The 17,132-nt window shown below is 66.6% G+C and carries 18 protein-coding genes; 9 read left to right on the top strand and 9 right to left on the bottom strand.

The window, feature by feature from the left end:
- Positions 1-66: 66 nt before the first annotated feature.
- Positions 67-330, bottom strand: coding sequence for a DksA/TraR family C4-type zinc finger protein (locus IM760_RS15530; protein WP_204431109.1), 264 nt, complete (start codon positions 328-330; stop codon positions 67-69).
- 107 nt (positions 331-437) lie between these two features.
- On the opposite strand from IM760_RS15530, the gene IM760_RS15525 reads away from it, so the two are divergent.
- The 7 genes from IM760_RS15525 to IM760_RS15495 all read left to right on the top strand — a co-directional run bounded on the left by IM760_RS15525 (position 438) and on the right by IM760_RS15495 (position 8,217).
- A complete protein-coding gene (locus IM760_RS15525; protein WP_204431103.1) occupies positions 438-1,664 on the top strand; it encodes a putative DNA modification/repair radical SAM protein in 1,227 nt (408 codons plus the stop codon).
- Positions 1,665-1,677: 13 nt separating this feature from the next.
- Positions 1,678-2,541 (top strand): TIGR03915 family putative DNA repair protein, encoded by an 864-nt coding sequence (locus tag IM760_RS15520; RefSeq protein WP_204431101.1) that lies wholly within the window; start codon positions 1,678-1,680, stop codon positions 2,539-2,541.
- Positions 2,542-2,578: 37 nt separating this feature from the next.
- Positions 2,579-3,793: an MFS transporter gene (locus tag IM760_RS15515; RefSeq protein WP_204431098.1), complete on the top strand. Its 1,215-nt coding sequence runs from the start codon at positions 2,579-2,581 to the stop codon at positions 3,791-3,793.
- Between the two features lie 90 nt (positions 3,794-3,883).
- Entirely contained in the window at positions 3,884-4,624 is a 741-nt protein-coding gene (locus IM760_RS15510; protein ID WP_204431097.1) for a DUF3348 family protein, read from the top strand.
- Complete coding sequence (locus tag IM760_RS15505; protein ID WP_204431096.1) at positions 4,621-6,912, top strand: DUF802 domain-containing protein; 2,292 nt, start codon at positions 4,621-4,623, stop codon at positions 6,910-6,912. The genes IM760_RS15510 and IM760_RS15505 overlap by 4 nt, the downstream gene beginning before the upstream one ends.
- Entirely contained in the window at positions 6,912-7,538 is a 627-nt protein-coding gene (locus tag IM760_RS15500) for an OmpA family protein (protein WP_204431095.1), read from the top strand. Before IM760_RS15505 ends, IM760_RS15500 begins: the two co-directional genes overlap by 1 nt.
- Entirely contained in the window at positions 7,531-8,217 is a 687-nt protein-coding gene (locus tag IM760_RS15495) for a DUF2894 domain-containing protein (RefSeq protein WP_204431094.1), read from the top strand. Before IM760_RS15500 ends, IM760_RS15495 begins: the two co-directional genes overlap by 8 nt.
- 33 nt (positions 8,218-8,250) lie before the next feature.
- On the opposite strand, the gene hxsA is transcribed toward IM760_RS15495, so the two are convergent.
- The 8 genes from hxsA to IM760_RS15460 all read right to left on the bottom strand — a co-directional run bounded on the left by hxsA (position 8,251) and on the right by IM760_RS15460 (position 14,453).
- Positions 8,251-8,811 carry a His-Xaa-Ser repeat protein HxsA gene (gene hxsA / locus IM760_RS15490; RefSeq protein ID WP_204431093.1) on the bottom strand — a complete coding sequence of 187 codons (561 nt, stop codon included), beginning with the start codon at positions 8,809-8,811 and terminating at the stop codon, positions 8,251-8,253.
- The gene (gene hxsC, locus IM760_RS15485; RefSeq protein WP_204431091.1) at positions 8,792-9,937 is read right to left on the bottom strand and encodes a His-Xaa-Ser system radical SAM maturase HxsC; all 1,146 of its coding nucleotides are present in this window, start codon (positions 9,935-9,937) and stop codon (positions 8,792-8,794) included. Before hxsC ends, hxsA begins: the two co-directional genes overlap by 20 nt.
- Complete coding sequence (gene hxsB / locus IM760_RS15480; RefSeq protein WP_204431089.1) at positions 9,934-11,364, bottom strand: His-Xaa-Ser system radical SAM maturase HxsB; 1,431 nt, start codon at positions 11,362-11,364, stop codon at positions 9,934-9,936. The genes hxsC and hxsB overlap by 4 nt, the downstream gene beginning before the upstream one ends.
- A gap of 167 nt (positions 11,365-11,531) precedes the next feature.
- Complete coding sequence (locus IM760_RS15475) at positions 11,532-12,008, bottom strand: nucleoside deaminase (RefSeq protein WP_239549888.1); 477 nt, start codon at positions 12,006-12,008, stop codon at positions 11,532-11,534.
- 34 nt (positions 12,009-12,042) lie between these two features.
- Positions 12,043-12,558 (bottom strand): hypothetical protein, encoded by a 516-nt coding sequence (locus IM760_RS18940; protein WP_228234467.1) that lies wholly within the window; start codon positions 12,556-12,558, stop codon positions 12,043-12,045.
- A gap of 7 nt (positions 12,559-12,565) precedes the next feature.
- A complete protein-coding gene (gene yghU / locus IM760_RS15470) occupies positions 12,566-13,435 on the bottom strand; it encodes a glutathione-dependent disulfide-bond oxidoreductase (RefSeq protein ID WP_204431085.1) in 870 nt (289 codons plus the stop codon).
- Between the two features lie 144 nt (positions 13,436-13,579).
- A complete protein-coding gene (locus IM760_RS15465) occupies positions 13,580-13,918 on the bottom strand; it encodes a zinc ribbon domain-containing protein YjdM (RefSeq protein WP_204431083.1) in 339 nt (112 codons plus the stop codon).
- 79 nt (positions 13,919-13,997) lie between these two features.
- Positions 13,998-14,453 (bottom strand): nucleoside deaminase, encoded by a 456-nt coding sequence (locus IM760_RS15460; protein WP_204431081.1) that lies wholly within the window; start codon positions 14,451-14,453, stop codon positions 13,998-14,000.
- Positions 14,454-14,748: 295 nt separating this feature from the next.
- On the opposite strand from IM760_RS15460, the gene IM760_RS15455 reads away from it, so the two are divergent.
- Positions 14,749-15,861: a ferredoxin reductase gene (locus tag IM760_RS15455; RefSeq protein ID WP_204431079.1), complete on the top strand. Its 1,113-nt coding sequence runs from the start codon at positions 14,749-14,751 to the stop codon at positions 15,859-15,861.
- 10 nt (positions 15,862-15,871) lie between these two features.
- Positions 15,872-17,059 (top strand): fatty acid desaturase family protein, encoded by a 1,188-nt coding sequence (locus IM760_RS15450; protein ID WP_204431077.1) that lies wholly within the window; start codon positions 15,872-15,874, stop codon positions 17,057-17,059.
- Positions 17,060-17,132: the final 73 nt, after the last annotated feature.

Raw genomic sequence — 17,132 nt, 5'->3', positions numbered from 1 at the left:
TCTTAGCCGTGCCGGAGATGCCCGGGTGATCGCGGCTGAAGCCGCTCCTACAGCCAGTCAGGGGGCTCAGCGCAGCTGGCTGTCCTTGCTGCCGCGCCGGTTGTAGCCCTCGGAACGCAGGTCGTCGTCGTGCTCGCTCTGGCAGGGCACGCACAGGCGCACGCCGGGCAGGGCCTGGCGGCGGGCCTCGGGAATCGGCGCGCCGCATTCCTCGCAGTGGGTGAGGCTCTCGCCCGCCGGCAAACGGCTGCGGGCGTACTGCACCGAGGAATCCACGGTGCTGTCGATCTGATCCTGTACCGCGCCTTCCGGCGCCCATCCTGTGGCCATGGTGTCCTCCGTCGCGTCCGTTCAGAACACACCTTCCCGGTCACGAATGCAAGCGTTCGCTGGCTTCCGTATACTGTCCTTATGAACAGTATTCAGAGGCCCGTTTCATGGACGTGACCCGCAAGCTCGCCGTGCTCGCCGACGCCGCCAAATACGACGCCTCCTGCGCCAGCAGCGGCGCGCCCCGGCGCGGCTCCCGGGGCAAGGCCGGCCTCGGCAACAGCAACGGCACCGGCATCTGCCACAGCTACACGCCGGACGGGCGCTGCGTGTCGCTGCTCAAGATCCTGCTCACCAATTTCTGCCTCTATGACTGCCAGTACTGCGTGAACCGGCGCTCCAGCGACGTGCCCCGGGCGCGCTTCACCCCGGAGGAAGTGGCGCGCCTGACGCTGGACTTCTACGAGCGCAACTACGTGAGCGGCCTGTTTCTCAGTTCCGGCATCATCCGCTCGCCGGACTACACCATGGAGCAACTGGTGCGGGTGGCGCGGCTGCTGCGGGAAGAGCACGGCTTTCGCGGCTACATCCACCTGAAAACCATTCCCGAGGCGGACCCGGCGCTGATCGATCAAGCCGCCCGGTTCGCCGACCGGCTGAGCGTGAACATCGAGCTGCCCAGCGAGCGGGGGCTGCGCGATCTGGCGCCGGAGAAACAGCTGGGCGGCATCCGCCGCGCCATGGGCACCATCCACGCCGGCACCGAGGCGGACCAGGCGGATAAAAGCCGCTCGCCAAAGCGGCCCCGCTACGCCCCCGGCGGCCAGAGCACGCAGATGATCGTCGGCGCCGACGCCAGCAGCGACCGGCTGATCCTGGACACCGCCGACCAGCTGTACCGCCGCTTCCGCCTCAAGCGGGTCTACTATTCCGCGTTCAGCCCCATCCCCAACAGCCCCGGCACGGTGCCGCTGCGGCCGCCGCCGCTGCTGCGCGAGCACCGCCTGTACCAGGCCGACTTCCTGCTGCGCGGCTACGGCTTTCAGCCAGCCGAACTGCTCGCCGACAACGAACAGCTGCCGCTGGACATCGACCCCAAGCTGGCCTGGGCGCTGCGCCACCGGGATCTGTTTCCCCTGGACCTGAACCGGGCGCCCCGGGAACTGATCGGCCGGGTGCCGGGCATCGGCCTGCGCAGCGCCGAGCGGCTGGTGGACCTGCGCCGGCACCGGCGGGTGCGCTTCGAGGATCTGGTGCGGCTGCGCTGCGTGGTGGCCAAGGCGCGGCCGTTCGTGGTCACCGCCGACCATCGCCCGCGCGACGCCGGCCTGGACTCCGGGGCCCTGCGCCGGCAGCTGGTGGACGCGCCGGTGCAGGCGAGCCTGTGGGACTGATCGGGGGGCCGCCGTGCGCATTCTGTCCGACGCCCTGACCTTCGACGCCTGGCGCGATCAGGCCCGGGCGCTGCTGCGGCAGGGCGCCGCGCCGGAAACGGTGAGCTGGGAGGCGCCGGACCGCCCTTCCCTGTTCGGCCTGTCACCGCCGCCGGACGCCGGCGAGGGCCCGGCGCCACGGGTACCGGCGGCGCTGGTGGCGGCCCTGCGGCAGGCCGCGCCCTACCGGGTGGCCGGCCGCTGGAACCTGCTCTACCGGGTGCTGTGGCGCGGCGCCCACGGCGAGCGACAGGCCCATCTGCCCGGCGACCGGGACGGCAGCGCGCTGCAGCGGCGCATCAAGGCGGTGCGGCGGGAGGCGCATCACCTGCACGCCTTTCTGCGCTTTCAGCCGGTGGCCGACGACGACCCGCAACGGCCCCTGGACCTGCTGGCCTGGTTCGAGCCGGCCCACGACATCCTGCCCTGGGCCAGCGAGCACTTCGCCGATCGCCTGGGCCGCCGGCGCTGGCTGATCGCCACGCCCCTGGACGGGGTCTGGTACGACGGCGAACACAGCCACTACCACGCCCCCTGCCCGGAGAGTTGGCGGGCCCTGGCCCGGGAGGCGCGCCGGCAGGATGACCCGTTATGGCGCACCTACTACCGCAGCCTGTTCAACCCGGCCCGGCTTAACCCCACCGCCATGCAGGGGCACATGCCGGCGCGCTTCCGCGCCCACACTCCGGAAGGCCGGGACATCCCCGGCCTGGTGGCGGACGCCCGGCGCGGCGCCCGCCGCCACGGCCAGGCCGCCGCCGTCGGCGCCCTGCCCGGCAAGGCGCTGCGGGCGCCGAAATCGCCGGATGCGCCGCCACCGCCCGGTGCGCTAAAGTAGCGCACCCGTTCGACCCGCCACCCTGCCGGAAGCCTCCATGTCGCTCGTTACGCCACCGCCGCACCGCCCCAACGCCATCGTCATGGTGACCGGCGGCATTCTGACGGCGCTGGTGGCCATCGTGTTCGCGCGGCTCGCCTATGGCGTGATTCTGCCGCCCATGCGCGAGGACCTGGCGCTGAGCTATCGGCAGGCGGGCAATCTGGGCACGGTGACCGCCCTGGGCTATCTGCTGTTCGTGCTGGTGGGCGGCGTGGCCGCCGGCCGCTGGGGCGCCCGCCGGGCGGTGGCCCTGGGCCTGTTTATTCTGACCCTGGCGTTCACCGGCCTGGCCCTGGCCTCGGACTACCGGCTGATCATCGCGCTGATGGGGCTGCTGGGGCTGGGCACCGCGTTCTGCTTCGCCCCCATGGTGTCGCTGCTGGCCACCTGGTACCCGGACAAGCGCGGCCTGGTGATCGGCTGCATGAGCGCCGGAGTGGGCGCCGGCCTGTTCGCCACCGGCCTGCTGGTGCCCTGGCTGTCCGCCGCCTTCGGCGAGCACGGCTGGCGGCTGGCCTGGGGCCTGTTCGGGGCGACCGCGGCGCTCACCGTGGTGCTGGTGCTGGTGGCGGTGCGCGACCCGCAACCGGTGGCGGTGGACGACCCGCAGCGGCCGGCGCCGGCGGACAAATGGCGCATCTACCGTCATCCCCGGGTGATCACCATGGCCACCGTCTACGGGGTGATCGGCATGGTCTACATCATCCAGTCAATCTTCATGGTCAGCTATGTGGTGGAGGCCGGTCACGGCGACGACGTGGCCGGCTGGCTGCTGGCCATGTCCGGGCTGCTGTCGGTGGCCAGCGGCCCGCTGTGGGGTTCGCTGTCCGACATCTGGGGGCGCGGCAACGCCCTGGCCCTGGCCATCGCCGTGGTCTCGGTGGCCATGGGGCTGCCGCTGCTGAGCCAGAGCCTGCTCATTTTCTTCCTGCACTTCCTGCTGATGGGCTGCGCCATGAACGGCGCCTTCACCATGATCCAGGCCGCCAGCACCGATCAGGTGGCGCCGCGTTTCATCCCCATCGCCTTCAGCTACGTCACCGTGTTCTTCGCCGGCGGCCAGTTTCTGGGGCCGGCCATCGCCGGCTGGCTGATCGAGTTCAGCGGCGGTTTTCATCTGGCGGTGGGCTTCACCTGCGCCGCGCTGCTGGTGGCGCTGCTGCTGGCTTTGCGGATCCGTGCCTTCCCGCGCACGCCGGCGGTGGCCTGAGCCCGGAACAGGCCCTAGAATGTGCCGCTTCGCCCGGCCGGGCCCCCGAACCGGCGCCGCCGGGCCCGTGATCCGGCCAGGGTGGCAAGCATGAGCAACGGCGTGCACAGCGTTTCGCAAACCTCCGTTCCGGGCGGCCGGCTGGCCCGCCTGCTGGCCGAATTGAAGCTGCTGAACGGCGCGCCGGACACCGACTTCGCGGAACGGCTGGGGCGCCTGTTCGACCTGTCCGACACGGTGGCCCTGGACGCCGCCAACGGCCATCGCGCCAGCGGCCCCTTCTTCGCCGGCCTCAAGGATTACCAACGCCTGCGCGGCGATCTGGACAAGGCCCGCGACAAGCTGGTGGCGGCTCTCACCCGCGCCTTCGAGCCGGAGCAACAGGGCACCCGCAACGGCCTGCCGGCGCCGGTGGCCGACTACGAGCCCTATCAGCAGTTCTACGTGGCCCGTCAGCGCCAGCTCACCGCCGGCCTGCAGCCGGTGCGCGTGCGGCTGCGCGGCGCCCTTGCCGACGCCGGCCCGGCGGCGGCGCAGCTGGCCGAGCTGGATACCGTGTTCGAGGCCACCCTGACCGCCTATGCCCGCCGCGCCTTCGGCGCCATCCCCCGCCTGCTGGCGCGCCGTTTCGACGCGCTCAAACCGGACGGCCAGCGCCGGCTGCTGGAGGACGACACCGACGACCCGGCGGCCTGGATGGCGCCGGGGGGCTGGCTGCACCGTTTTACCGGTGAAATGCAGCTGCTGCTGCTCGCCGAACTGGAGGCCCGCCTGGAACCCCCGCGCGGCCTGCTGGACGCTTTGTACAACGAGGTACGCGACCGCACATGACACGTTTTCTGTTTGCACTCGCTTTCTTTCTGGGCGCCGCCGCGGTGCTCTGGGTAGGGCTGGGCTTTGTCGCCGGCCCGCCGGTGGCGCTGCTGGCCACCGCGCTGATCGCCCTGGTCTACGGCTTCGGCTTTCTGGAGCTGCTGCGCTTCCGCCGCGCCACCGACCAGCTGCGCGACACCCTGCGCTCCACGCCCTGCGACGAACAGAGCCTGGGCGGCTGGCTGGCCAGCCTGCCGGCGGACCTGCGCGGCCCGGTGCGGCGCCGGGTGGAAGGCGAGCCGGCGGCGCTGCCCGGCCCGATGCTGACGCCCTATCTGTCCGGCTTGCTGGTGATGCTCGGCCTGCTGGGCACCTTCGTGGGCATGACCGTGACCCTGCAGGGCGCGGTCACCGCCCTGGACGGCGGCAGCGACCTGCAGGCGATCCAGAGCGCCCTGGCGGCGCCCATCGCCGGCCTCAGCCTGGCGTTCGGCACCTCCATCGCCGGCGTGGCCGCCTCCGCCATGCTGGGGCTGGGCGCCACCCTTTGCCGCCGGGAGCGGCTGCTGGTGGGCCGCGACCTGGACGGCAAAATCAGCCGCGATCTGCGCCCCTTCTCCCTGAAACAGCAGCAACGCGACGCCTTCCAGGCCCTGCGCGACCAGTCCCAGGCGTTCCCCGCCGTGGTCGAGCAACTGCGCGCCCTGACCGAGCGCCTGGACGGCCAGAGCGAGCGGCTGGCCGGCACCCTCACCGACAACCAGCGTGACTTCCACGAGCGCATCGGCGGCGAATACCAGACCCTGGCCCGGGCGGTGGGCGACAGCCTGCAGCGGCACCTGGCCGACGGTGCCCGCCAGGCCGCCGAGGGCATGCGTCCGGTGATGGAAGACGCCATGGCCGGGCTGCGGGAGCAGGCCGAGCGCACCCACCAGCGCCTGGGCGAGCTCACCGAACAGCAACTGGCCGGCCTGGCCGAGCACTTCCAGGCCACCACCGAGGGCGCCGCCGAGCACTGGCAAAAAGGCCTGGCCGACGCCCGCGACGCCCAGGACCGGCAACTGGCCCGGCTGGCGGAGCGCTTCGAGCAGGTCACCGCCGGCCTCGGCGACACCTGGCGGGACGGCCTGGCGGAACAGAATCAACGCCACAGCGAACAGGGCGAGCGCCTGACCCGGGCCCTGGAGGCCACCGCCGCTCAGTTGCGCCAGGACAACGAGGCCCTGGTGAGCCACGCCCGGGAACAACAGGCGCGCTTCACCGAGCAGCACCGCGAACAGCTGCAAAGCACCGCCGAGCACTTCGCCGCCCGCACCGATGAGGCCGCCGGGCATTGGCGCGCGGCCCTGGAGGAACAGCAACGCCAGGGCAGCGCCCTGATCGCCGAACTGGCCGCCGCCCTGGAAGCCCACGACCGGCGCTTCCAGGACAGCGCCGAGCACTGGCAGGCCGCGCAACGGGACGGCCTGGAAGGCCAGCGCCGGCAGCAGGACGCTCTGCTCCAGGCCCTGGACACCGGCCTGCAACGTCATCAGGACGCCTTCCAGCGCACCACCGGCGAGCTGCTGGATGGCCAGCGCCAGGGCCTGGACGCCCTGATGGCGGACACCAGCGAGGCCCTGGCGGCGCTGCGCGACCAGGAGGCCCAACGCGCCGAGGCGGCCACGCAACGGCTGGCCGATCTGGAAGCCACCGCCGCCCGCCATCTCACCGACCTGGGCACCGCCCTGGAAGCCCCCCTGGCGCGGCTGATCGAAACCGCCTCGGAAACCCCCAAGGCCGCCGCCGAGGTGATCGCCCGGCTGCGCGAGGAAATGGCGCGCAGCGGCGAGCGCGACAATGAACTGCTGGAAGAACGGCACCGCCTGATGCACGAGCTGGACGCCCTGCTCACCACCCAGCGAGAGACCTCGGAAGCCCAGCGCCAGGCGGTGGAAGCGCTGATCCAGGACGCCGGCGGCGCCCTGCGCGATGTCAGCGACACCTTCGGCGCCCAGGTGGAACGGCAGAGCGCGCGGCTGGACAGCCTGGCCGGCGACCTGGGCGAAGGCGCCCGGGACGTGGCCAGCCTGAGCGACGCCTTCGGCACCGCCGTGAACCTGTTCGGCGAGTCCAACGACAAGCTGCTGGACACCCTGCAGCGCATCGAGACCGCCCTGGAGCAGTCCGCCAGCCGCCACGACGAGCAACTCGCCTACTACGTGGAGCAGGCCCGGGAAGTGATCGACCTGAGCCTGGCCGCGCAGAAGGACGTGATCGAGGCACTGGGCCAGGCCAGGTCCGATGACGGCGACGGGGCGCGCTGATGGAACGGGACGGCGACGTACAGACCACGCCGGTCTGGGCGATCTTCTCGGACCTGATGGCGGCCCTGGTGGGGATCTTCGTGCTGATGCTGGTGTGGGTGATCGGCATCCAGCTGGATCTCAGCCAGTCGCTGCGCGAGGAACGGGCCAAGCTGGAAACCGAGCAGCAACGCCGCGCCGCCCTGGAGGAAGCGCTGGCCGACCCGCTGGCCAGCGGCCGCATTTCGTTCCAGAACGGTCGCATCGGCATCAACGGCAGCGTGCTGTTTTCGCTCAATTCCGACCGGCTGCAGAACGACGGCGAAGAGCTGCTGCAAAGCCTGGTGACGCCGCTGAAAAAATACCTGGCCGCCCACGATGATCTGCTGATGGTCAGCGGCTTCACCGACGACCTGCCGATCCAGAAAGGCAACGCCCGCTACACGGACAACTGGGGCCTGTCGGCGCAGCGGGCGCTCACCGTCACCCGTACCCTGATCGCCCAGGGTCTGCCCGAGGAACGCATCTTCGCCGCCGCCTTCGGCGACAACCAGCCGGTGGCGCCGAACACCGACGACGACGCCCGGGCCCGCAACCGCCGGGTGGAAATCACCACCGTGCCGCGCCAGGATGCCGCCGGTGAGTGATGCTCATTGGAGTGAAGCCAGTCAGCGCCTGGACGCCCTGCGCGACCAGGGTGCGGCGCACTACGACCCGGTGCGCTTCCACTACCTGGAAAGCCTGGCCCGCCGGGGCGCCGGCGCCACCCTGTCGGATCGCCTGCCGGCCTTCGAACGGGCTTTTCACCAGGCCAGGGACGAGGCGGAAAGACTGCTCGCCCAGGCGAAAGACGACACCCGCCAAGCACGCCTTCAGGCCCTGTACGACGCCGGCGACTACAAAGGCGTGCGCCGACTGGCCGGACAACCGGAACCGGCCCTTGCCTCGCTGGCCGACCTGACCCACCGCCTGCGCGACCACGGCGAAATCGCCGCCGCCGGCGCGGACGGCGACGCCCTGGAGGCGCTGCTGGACACCCAGCACCGGCGCCTGCGCGCCGACCAGCGCGGCGACCAGAACGCCCCGCGCCGGGAACTGAAAACCCTGGCCACCCTGCAAGCCAGCCGCGCCCGCCAGCACACCGCCCGGCGCATCCGCCATGCGGTGGACCACCCCACCGGCGACGCCGGCCCCCTCAACGCCCACCGTCAGGTGGTGCGCGCCCTGGAGCGCCTGCAGGGCATCGCCCCCGGCTACCTGGAACGGTTCGTGGGCTACGTGGACACGCTCATGGCCCTGGAAAAAGCCGCGCCGAAGAAAGAGTAGGCCACACCCAAAGGCGCCGCTGAAAACGAGCGATCAATTGACCGCAGGAATACCGAGCATATTCATCGTCTCGGTCGTCATACGGCCAGTTACCGCCAGGCTGTTTTGCTGCTGATATTTCTCCAGAGCCGCGCGGGTGGCAGGACCGAGGATTCCGTCAATCCGACCGCTATAAAGACCGATGCTTGTTAACTTGATCTGCACACGCATCACCTGCATCTGCAGCTTGCTGTAGTGGGTTTCGGTGCCGCCTGACGCACCGTGTGAAGAATATGTCGATCCGGAGGATGACGAGGATCCGCTGCCACTGTATGCCGGAGCACTGTAGGTCGGAGACGGGCTTCTATAGCTGGAGCTCGAATAGTGAGAGGAATGAGAGCGATGACTGGAGTGCGAACGGTGGCTTGAATGGGACCGGTGCCCGGCAAAAAGATTGTCGTACACATCATTCAGGGGCCTTAATGAAACGGGCCCTTTATCCTGCCCATCCGGCAATGCTGAACCATCGAATGATGTGGAGGCCAGCGCGGTCTTTCCACTCAAGACCGGAACACTGGCGATAAAAAGCGCCAAGCTAGTTACAAACTTCTTCACTGTACACCTCCTTGATTGCCTGTATTTTTGTCGGCTGCCAGCCCTTTTCGTACCAAGCGAACAAACCACAGCACCGGTTTTTCATTGAGCAACTCTGACATTCCTGGTCGTATACGTTCTTCCAGTCAGAGATGCTTCGATGTGCCGCCGGTTGAAGCTCTGCAGGCAACGAACAAAGCGGTGCGTTCATGAACACATAAGGCACATGGTAGTTATCCAGTTCCTCGGCCGCCTCTAACAGCTGTCCATGCCAATCTTTCAAATCCACTTCACAAATCGCTCTGTTAGCGAGGGCGAATCCGATTGGCTCACAGGCCATCAGAGCCACCTCGGAAACAAAGGGAAGATTCTTACCAATAAAACGGCAGAGCGCCGAAAGCGCCTCCAACACTGGCCTGATGAGCACAATTCTTAGCTGGATCGGCTGGTTCCGGCGCTGAAGCTCAAGAAGCCCACATAAAGTTTCCTCGAACGCACCTGCCGACTGCACAACATAGTCGTGCAGATAGTCACAATGCCCATACAGCGGAATAAGCCAACGAACCCCATCCAATTGGCCCTGCAAGGCCGCGTCGACGATTGCCCCATGATAAAAACCGCGGCCATTGCTCAAGACTTCTATGAGAGTATCCGGCCTTTTCGAATGCGCCAGGTCAATCAGTCGCCGCAACCCCTTCGCATTGAGCAGTGGCTCACCACCGCTTATGCCGAGCACATCGGGCATCTTCCGAATGGTATTCACGGCCATATAGGCCTCTTCCAGCATCCAATCGTCGTTCTGAGTCGTCGGCGGTTGAGAGCACATCAGGCACTTACTGTTGCATCGATTGGTGACCTGAAGCGCGTGGTGCCTGTCTCCCTCCCGGTAAATAACCGGACTTTGCAGCTTGCCGTGCGCTGGAACAATCAGGTCGCCATCTTCGAAGTCGGGGCCATCCTGAATCCAGCCAATATTGTTTAAACCCGAGCGGGAGAGGTGCTCGATTGTCTCTCTTTCGTGCTGGTCATGGGCTCTGGCAAGAAAGTGAAGCTCCGGCGCCCACTCCGACATCAGATCGCCGAAGTCGACCACTCTGTGAGGCACGGTCGCCGTATTCCTCTGAATCGACGCGGCTGTTTTTCTCATGTATCTCCCCCGGAGAAGGCCCATTCGTGAAATACTTTACGCGTCTTCATATCAGCGTCTTTTATCTTTTCCATGTAGAAATCGAACAACATGGTGTGTCGCTGGCAATGCTCCGTTTGCGGCGGGAAGGCGTAAAGGTCGCCATGCTGGGCATAGGCGTCCACTGGATTGGGTGCGCAATAAGCACTGTAGGCACAATCCAGACAACCGGCGGTCTCCTCCACCAGGCTGGCTTGTATAAGGTCTTTCTGTACAGACGTACCGAGAAGCTGGTCGAGAGGCTCGCCGATAGGTCCCAGCCTCAGCCCATGATCCCCGGACTCGGCCAACATGCGAGCCTCATCACTTGGATACACAAAGCCATCATAGTTATAGACCAGTGTCGCCAACCCCGCGCCCGTGGGGCTTTGCAAATCCACGTACCCTGAATCAAAAGGTGACAGAATCTTGTTCAGGAGAATGGCTCCGTAAACCTCTCTGATGGGGACGCCCTGGTCATTCCAATACAGAACTCGCTCAAAGGACCTTTGGTAAAATTCCATGAACTCTGAAAGAGAATAGCCCAACCTTTTCTGATTTCTTTTGGCGAATCCGTAGGAGCTTAGAGGTCGAATGAAAATCTCGCCAAAACCCAACCTCACATACTCGTCCACTATCTGCTCTGGAAATTCGAGCGATGCCTTCGTCGTAGTCATCAAGGCCGCGACGGAATCCTCACCCATGATCGAACGCGCCAACGTCACACCCGCCATGGTTCTTTCATAGGCGTTACCGGTCGGAATCGGTCGGTTCCGCTGATGCAGAAGAGCTTGACCATCGATGCTAGTTGATAGATAGGCGCCAAATGCCTTCAGTATATGACACATGTCCGGCGTCAGCTGATGCAGGGTACTTGCGACAACGAATCGTATATTCCGATTTTCGCTTTTATTGATGTCGCTGATTTGCTGCATGGCGCTCAAAACCAGATCAAAGCGCAACAGCGGATCCCCTCCCTGAAACTCCACGGTCAGGTTCTGGCTCTCACTCTGAAAAATTGTTCGGCATGCCAACTGCAGATTGTCCTTGGACATGACATGAGTGTCGTCGTCCAGGGCACGGCTGACCTGGCAGTACTGGCATGAGTGCTCACATTGAAGTGTCGGGACAATGATATGCAGGGAGGGACCGCCGGCGACCGTCTCGCGCCCCGCCGCCTTCCTTGATTTCAGTAACCAGTCGGTGCCTGGGGAGAATTTTGACTTTAGGAAAAACCGCGCCTTCAAATCCGACCGAAGATTGAGCGGAAGCTGGTCAGGGCTTTCCGTTAGCAGATCGAGCTCTCGCCGGGAAAGAAATATATGGTCACCCGACTCAGAGACGGCCACAACGGATTCGTCGGACAAACTTCGGTATTTAAACGGGAGACCAATGGAATCGTAGCTCACCCTCCCACCCCCAAAAGTTCATTTCAGTATTTCTAGGTCTATTTATTTTTTGTTTTATTATCACAAACAGAACATGTGACGCAAATCACATTATGCCCCCCCCCCGGAGCGCCAACATCTGTCCTTTTTGTCGATCACCAGGTTTTAAACGCCAAGAAGGTCGTTTCCTACCCGTGGCAGCGCTCGTGCAGCCGCCGTACCCGCTCGGCCAGGTCCGGCACCGGGCCGGTGACCGGCACGTTCGGGGCCACCTGACGGATCGACAGACCGGCCACCGGCGACGGCGGCAGGCCCATCTCCATGCGCCAGCCGCGCAGCTGCTCGCCGGAGCTGGCGTAAACGATGGCGCCCAGGCCCACCCAGGCGTGGGCGGCGGCGCACATGGGGCAGTGCTCGCCGGAGGTGTAGACGGTGGCGCGGGCGCGCTGTTCCGCCGGCAGGTTTTGCGCCGCCCAGCGGGCGATCTCGAATTCCGGATGCTGGGTGTGGTCGCCGTCGCCGACACGGTTGCGGGCGGCCAGCAGCACGGTGCCGTCTTCGTCCACCAGCAGCGAGCCGAACGGCTGGTCGCCGGCTTCCAGGGCCTGCTCGGCCAGGTCCAGGCAGTATTCCAGATGGGCACGGTCAGTGTGGGTAATGGCCAAGGGGAGCTCCTGTTCCCGGGTTTGAAAAGCGGCGCTAGGGGTTGTCCCAATAGCCTTCGGAGAACACCGCGATCTGCTGGAAAAAGGTGGCCCGGGCCAGGGCCTGACGCAGGGCGCGCCGTTCCTTTTCGTTGCCGCTGGCGGCCAGGGCTTCCTGCAGCACGCGCGGGTCGTCCGGGCGCCACAGGGACAGCTGCAGGGAGGGGAACACATAGGCGCGGCCCGGTTCCTGGTCGTCTTCTTCCAGGGTGCCGAACTGCATCAGGTGCACCAGCACCGTGTCGGCGGCGGCCTGGAACAGGTCCAGGCCCTCGTGGCGCAGCGGCAGGCCGTCGCCGGCGGCGATCCATTCGGCCCGCTGATGCTCGTCGTAATGCACCACCAGGGCGCCGTCGAAGAACAGGTCCCGGGCCGGGAAATCGATGCCGAACTGCTGCCGCGCCGGCCAGTGCTCCGGCGTTTCCCCCACCGCGGCGCGCACCGCCTCCGGCGAGTCGCCCAGGCGGATGTCGTTGATGCCGCTGCGCGGACGCAGCAGAAACCGGTCCATGGTCGCGTCAGTCCCCGCCGCCGATCTTGTCCTGGGTGCGGGTGTCGAAGTCGGACGCGTCGTGCCGCTCGCGCAATTGCGTGGACGGCTCGCCAAAGGTGCGGTTGACCATGCGGCCGCGCTGCACTGCCGGGCGCGCGTCGATGGCCTCGGCCCAGCGCAGCACGTTCTTGTAGGACGTCACGTCCAGGAACTCGGCGGCGCTGTAGAGCCGGCCCAGCACCAGTTGCCCGTACCAGGGCCAGGTGGCGATGTCGGCGATGGAATACTCGTCACCGGCCAGCCAGGTCTGTTCGGCGAGGTGCCGGTCCAGCACATCCAGCTGGCGCTTCACTTCCATGGTGTAGCGGTCGATGGGGTACTGGTATTTTTCCGGCGCGTAGGCATAGAAGTGGCCGAAGCCACCGCCCAGGAAGGGCGCCGCGCCCTGTTGCCAGAACAGCCAGTTGAAGCATTCGGTGCGGGCCGCGCCCTCGGGAATCAGGGCGCCGAATTTTTCCGCCAGGTAGAGCACGATGGAGGCGGTTTCGAACACCCGGCGGGGCGGTTCCACGCTGTGGTCCACCATCGCCGGAATCTTGGAGTTGGGATTGATCTCCACGAAGCCGCTGCCGAACTGGTCGCCGTCACCGATGTTGATCAGCCAGGCATCGTACTCGGCGCCGGCGTGCCCCAGGGCCAGCAGTTCCTCCAGCATCACCGTGACCTTGACGCCGTTGGGGGTGGCCAGGGAATAGAGCTGCAGCGGGTGCTCACCCACCGGCAGCGCCTTGTCGTGGGTGGGGCCGGCGATCGGGCGGTTGATGCTGGCGAAGCGCCCGCCGTTGCCCGGTTCCCATTTCCAGACCTTCGGCGGCGTGTAGGTGTCGTCGGACATGAAACTTCTCTCCCGTGCAGAAACGAAGACGGCGCTGGGCCGGTCCCGGCACCTTAAAACGTCCCGGCCAGGGTTGGAACGGGCAGCGCCGCAAAGCTTCTCTATCATGGCGAAAGGCCGGGCCGATGGCGAGCGGCCCCGGGGTCAGACCTTCTTCACGAACTCCGACTTCAGTTTCATGGCGCCGATGCCGTCGATGCGGCAGTCGATGTCATGGTCACCGCCCACCAGGCGGATGCCCTTGACCTTGGTGCCGACCTTGACCACCGAGGAGGAGCCTTTGACCTTCAGGTCCTTGATCACGGTGACGGTGTCGCCGTCGCTGAGCACATTGCCGTTGGCGTCGCGGATCAGGTCCGCCTCGGCGGCGGCCTGCTGGTCGGCGGCGTTCCATTCATGGGCGCATTCCGGGCACACGAACTGGGCGCCATCTTCGTAGGTGTAGGGGGAGCTGCACCGGGGGCAGGCAGGCAAATCACTCATGGGCATTCTCTGGCGGATGGACGGCCCCGGCGGGCCGGGGCGCAAATCATAGCATAGCAACGGGCCGATCCGGCGGCGCTCAGTCCTCGCCGATGTCCTCGTGCCAGACGTCCGGGTGGGCGCGGATGTAGTCGGCCAGCAGGGTCTTGCAGTCCGGGTCGTCCAGTTCGATCACGCGCACGCCGTGGGCGCGCAGCTCGTCCAGGCCACCGGGGAAATTCTCGGACTCGCCCACCACCACGGTGCCGATGCGAAACTGGCGCACCAGGCCGCTGCAGTACAGACAAGGCGCCAGGGTGGTGACCATGATCTTGTCGCCGTAGCCGCGCTGGCGGCCGGCCTTGCGGAAGGCATCGGTCTCGGCGTGCACCGAGGGGTCGTCTTCCTGAATGCGCCGGTTGTGGCCGGCGCCCAGCAGGGTGCCGTCGGCGTCGAACAGGGCGGCGCCGATGGGGATGCCGCCTTCGGCCAGCCCCTGGCGGGCCTCGCCCAGGGCCACCGCCAGCATCGCCGCGTAATCCAAAGTGTCAGCCATGGTCATTGCTCCTTCCGGCCGTTAGGGAAACGGGCGGGACTATACCGTATCCGTTCGCTCGGGGCCGCACCCCATCAGTTCGCTCGGGGCCGCACTCCGTCAGTTCGCTCGGGGCCGCCCCGGATCACGCCGCCCGCGCCCATTGACCTTCACGCCGGGGCCATGGGCGCCGGCGCAACCTTGAACAAATTTGCCGTCTTCCCAAAGGGCGACTTTGCCGTTATTGTGAACACCTGTACACAGTGTTGTCCGTACGACGTTACCTGTACCTATAAGCCAATAACAGGAGGGCGGCATGACCACCCCGGTACCTCAAGGCAAGGCACCCAGGCGTTGGCTGGCGCGGCTGTCCGCGATCAGCGACATGTTCGCGTTCCCGCTGCGCACCTCCCACTACGTGGAGCTGGTGAACCCGCTGTGGACCACCCACCGCATGCACGCCCGGGTGGTGGACGTGTGGGACGAAACCCGCGATGCCCGCACCGTGACCCTGAAGCCCGGCGCCAACTGGCGGCTGCACCGGCCGGGCCAGCACATTCGCGTGGGCATTCCGGTGGACGGCCGTCACTACACCCGCACTTATACCATCTCGTCGCCGCCGGAGCGCGACGACGGCTGCTTTACCATCACGGTCAAGAAGATCGACGGCGGGCGCCTGTCCCATCACATCGTCCGTAATCTGAAGGTGGGCGATTTCATTCCGGTGGGGCTGCCCCAGGGCGAGTTCTATCTGCCGGACGCCTCGCCGGTGCAGCCGCTGTTCATTACCGCCGGCAGCGGCATCACCCCGGCCATGAGCATGGTGCGCAGCCTGATCGCCCAGGAGCGGCTGCCGGACACGGTGCACATCCACTACGCGCCCCACGAGTTCGACACCATCTTCGGCCGCGAGCTGCGCCGGCTGGACGAGACGCAGCCGCACTACCATCTGCACGAGGTACACACTCGCCAGGCCCCGGCCGACGAGAACCATTTCACCGAGGCGCAGCTGGAGCGGCTGTGCCCGGACTGGCGCGAGCGCGACTGCTACGCCTGCGGCCCGCCGGCGCTGCTGGCCGCCCTGGAGCGTACCTGGGACGCCGCCGGGCTCACCCAGCGGCTGCACATCGAGCGCTTCCGGGCGGACTTCGCGCCGATTCCCGACGACGCCGTGGGCGGCCGGGTGCGCTTCGCCGACAGCGACCTGGACGTGGACGCGGACGGCGAGACCAACCTGCTGCGCGTGGCCGAGGACGCCGGGCTCAACCCGCCCCACGGCTGCCGCATGGGCATCTGCCATACCTGCAACACCACGCTCACAGCCGGCTGCGTGCGCGACCTGCGCAGCGGCGACTTCATCAACGAACCCGGCGCCATCGTACAGGTGTGCGTGTGCGCGGCCGCCGGGGACTGCGAACTGGCACTTTAGGGAGAACGTCATGAGCACGAAACGACCCTTGCCGGTGGACCTCACCGACGAACAGATCGACGAGTTCGGTCGCGAGATGGACGCCATCTATTACGAGACCCTGGAATCCCGGGGCGAGAAGGACCGGCTCTATATCCTGCGCCTGATCCGCACCCAACGCAGCATGGCGCTGCTGGGCCGGCTGGTGATCTACGCCAGCCTGTTCCTGCTGCCGGCCTGGGGCCACGCCCTGGCGGGCTGGCCGTCCACGCTGATCGTCATGGCCCTGGGCGTGATCCTGCTGGGGCTGGCCAAGATCCTGGAAAACATGGAAATCGCCCATAACGTGCTGCACGCCCAGTGGGACTGGATGAAGGACCCGGAGATCCAGTCCAACACCTGGGAGTGGGACACCATGAGTCCCTCGGACCGCTGGATGCACTCCCACAATGTGGTGCACCACACCTGGACCAATGTGCTGGAAAAGGACCTGGACGTGGGCTACGGCATCATGCGCGTGACTCCGCACCAGCCCTGGAAGCCGGCCTACCTGCTGCAGCCGGTGTACTTCGTGCTGCTGATGCTGCTGTTCGAGGAAGGCGTGGCGCTGCACGAGCAGGCGCTGATCGACGTGGCCGAGCGCAAGAAGAAGCCCAAGGAAATCCTGCCGCTAATGAAACACATCGGCCGCAAGGTGTGGGGCCAGGTGCGCAAGGACTACATCATGTGGCCGGGCCTGGCCGCCCTGGTGGCGCTGCCGATTTCCCTGGTGGTGCCGGAATCGCCGCTCATCGTGTTCCTGCTGGTGGCCGGCGCCAACTTCGTGGCCAACATCATGCGCAATATCTGGGCGTTCGTGATCATCTTCTGCGGGCACTTCCCCGCCGGCGTTTATCACTTCACCCAGGAGCAGACCGAAGGGGAATCCCGTGGCCAGTGGTACCTGCGCCAGCTGCTGGGCTCCGCCAACATCACCGGCGGCCCGCTGTTCCATGTGATGTCCGGCAACCTGAGCCACCAGATCGAGCACCACCTGTTCCCGGACCTGTGCAGCAACCGCTACCCGGAGGTGGCACCGCGGGTGAAAGCCCTGGCGGACCGCTACGGCCTGCCCTACAACTCCGCGCCGCTGTGGCGGCAGTTCGGCACCACCTGGCTGAACAACCTGCGGCTGTCGCTGCCCGGCGGCACCACGCCGCCGGAACCGGCGCGGGCCTGAGGGTCGGCGGGCGGTGGCTTTCCTCCGGGTGACAGCAGTGCTAGCATTGCTGTCACCCATTGAGGAGAACGCC

The organism is Alloalcanivorax marinus, from assembly GCF_016906305.1.
GTDB classification, from domain to species: Bacteria; Pseudomonadota; Gammaproteobacteria; order Pseudomonadales; family Alcanivoracaceae; genus Alloalcanivorax; species Alloalcanivorax marinus.
Note: the sequence above shows the minus strand (reverse complement) of the source record. Positions and strands in the feature narration are given on the sequence as shown.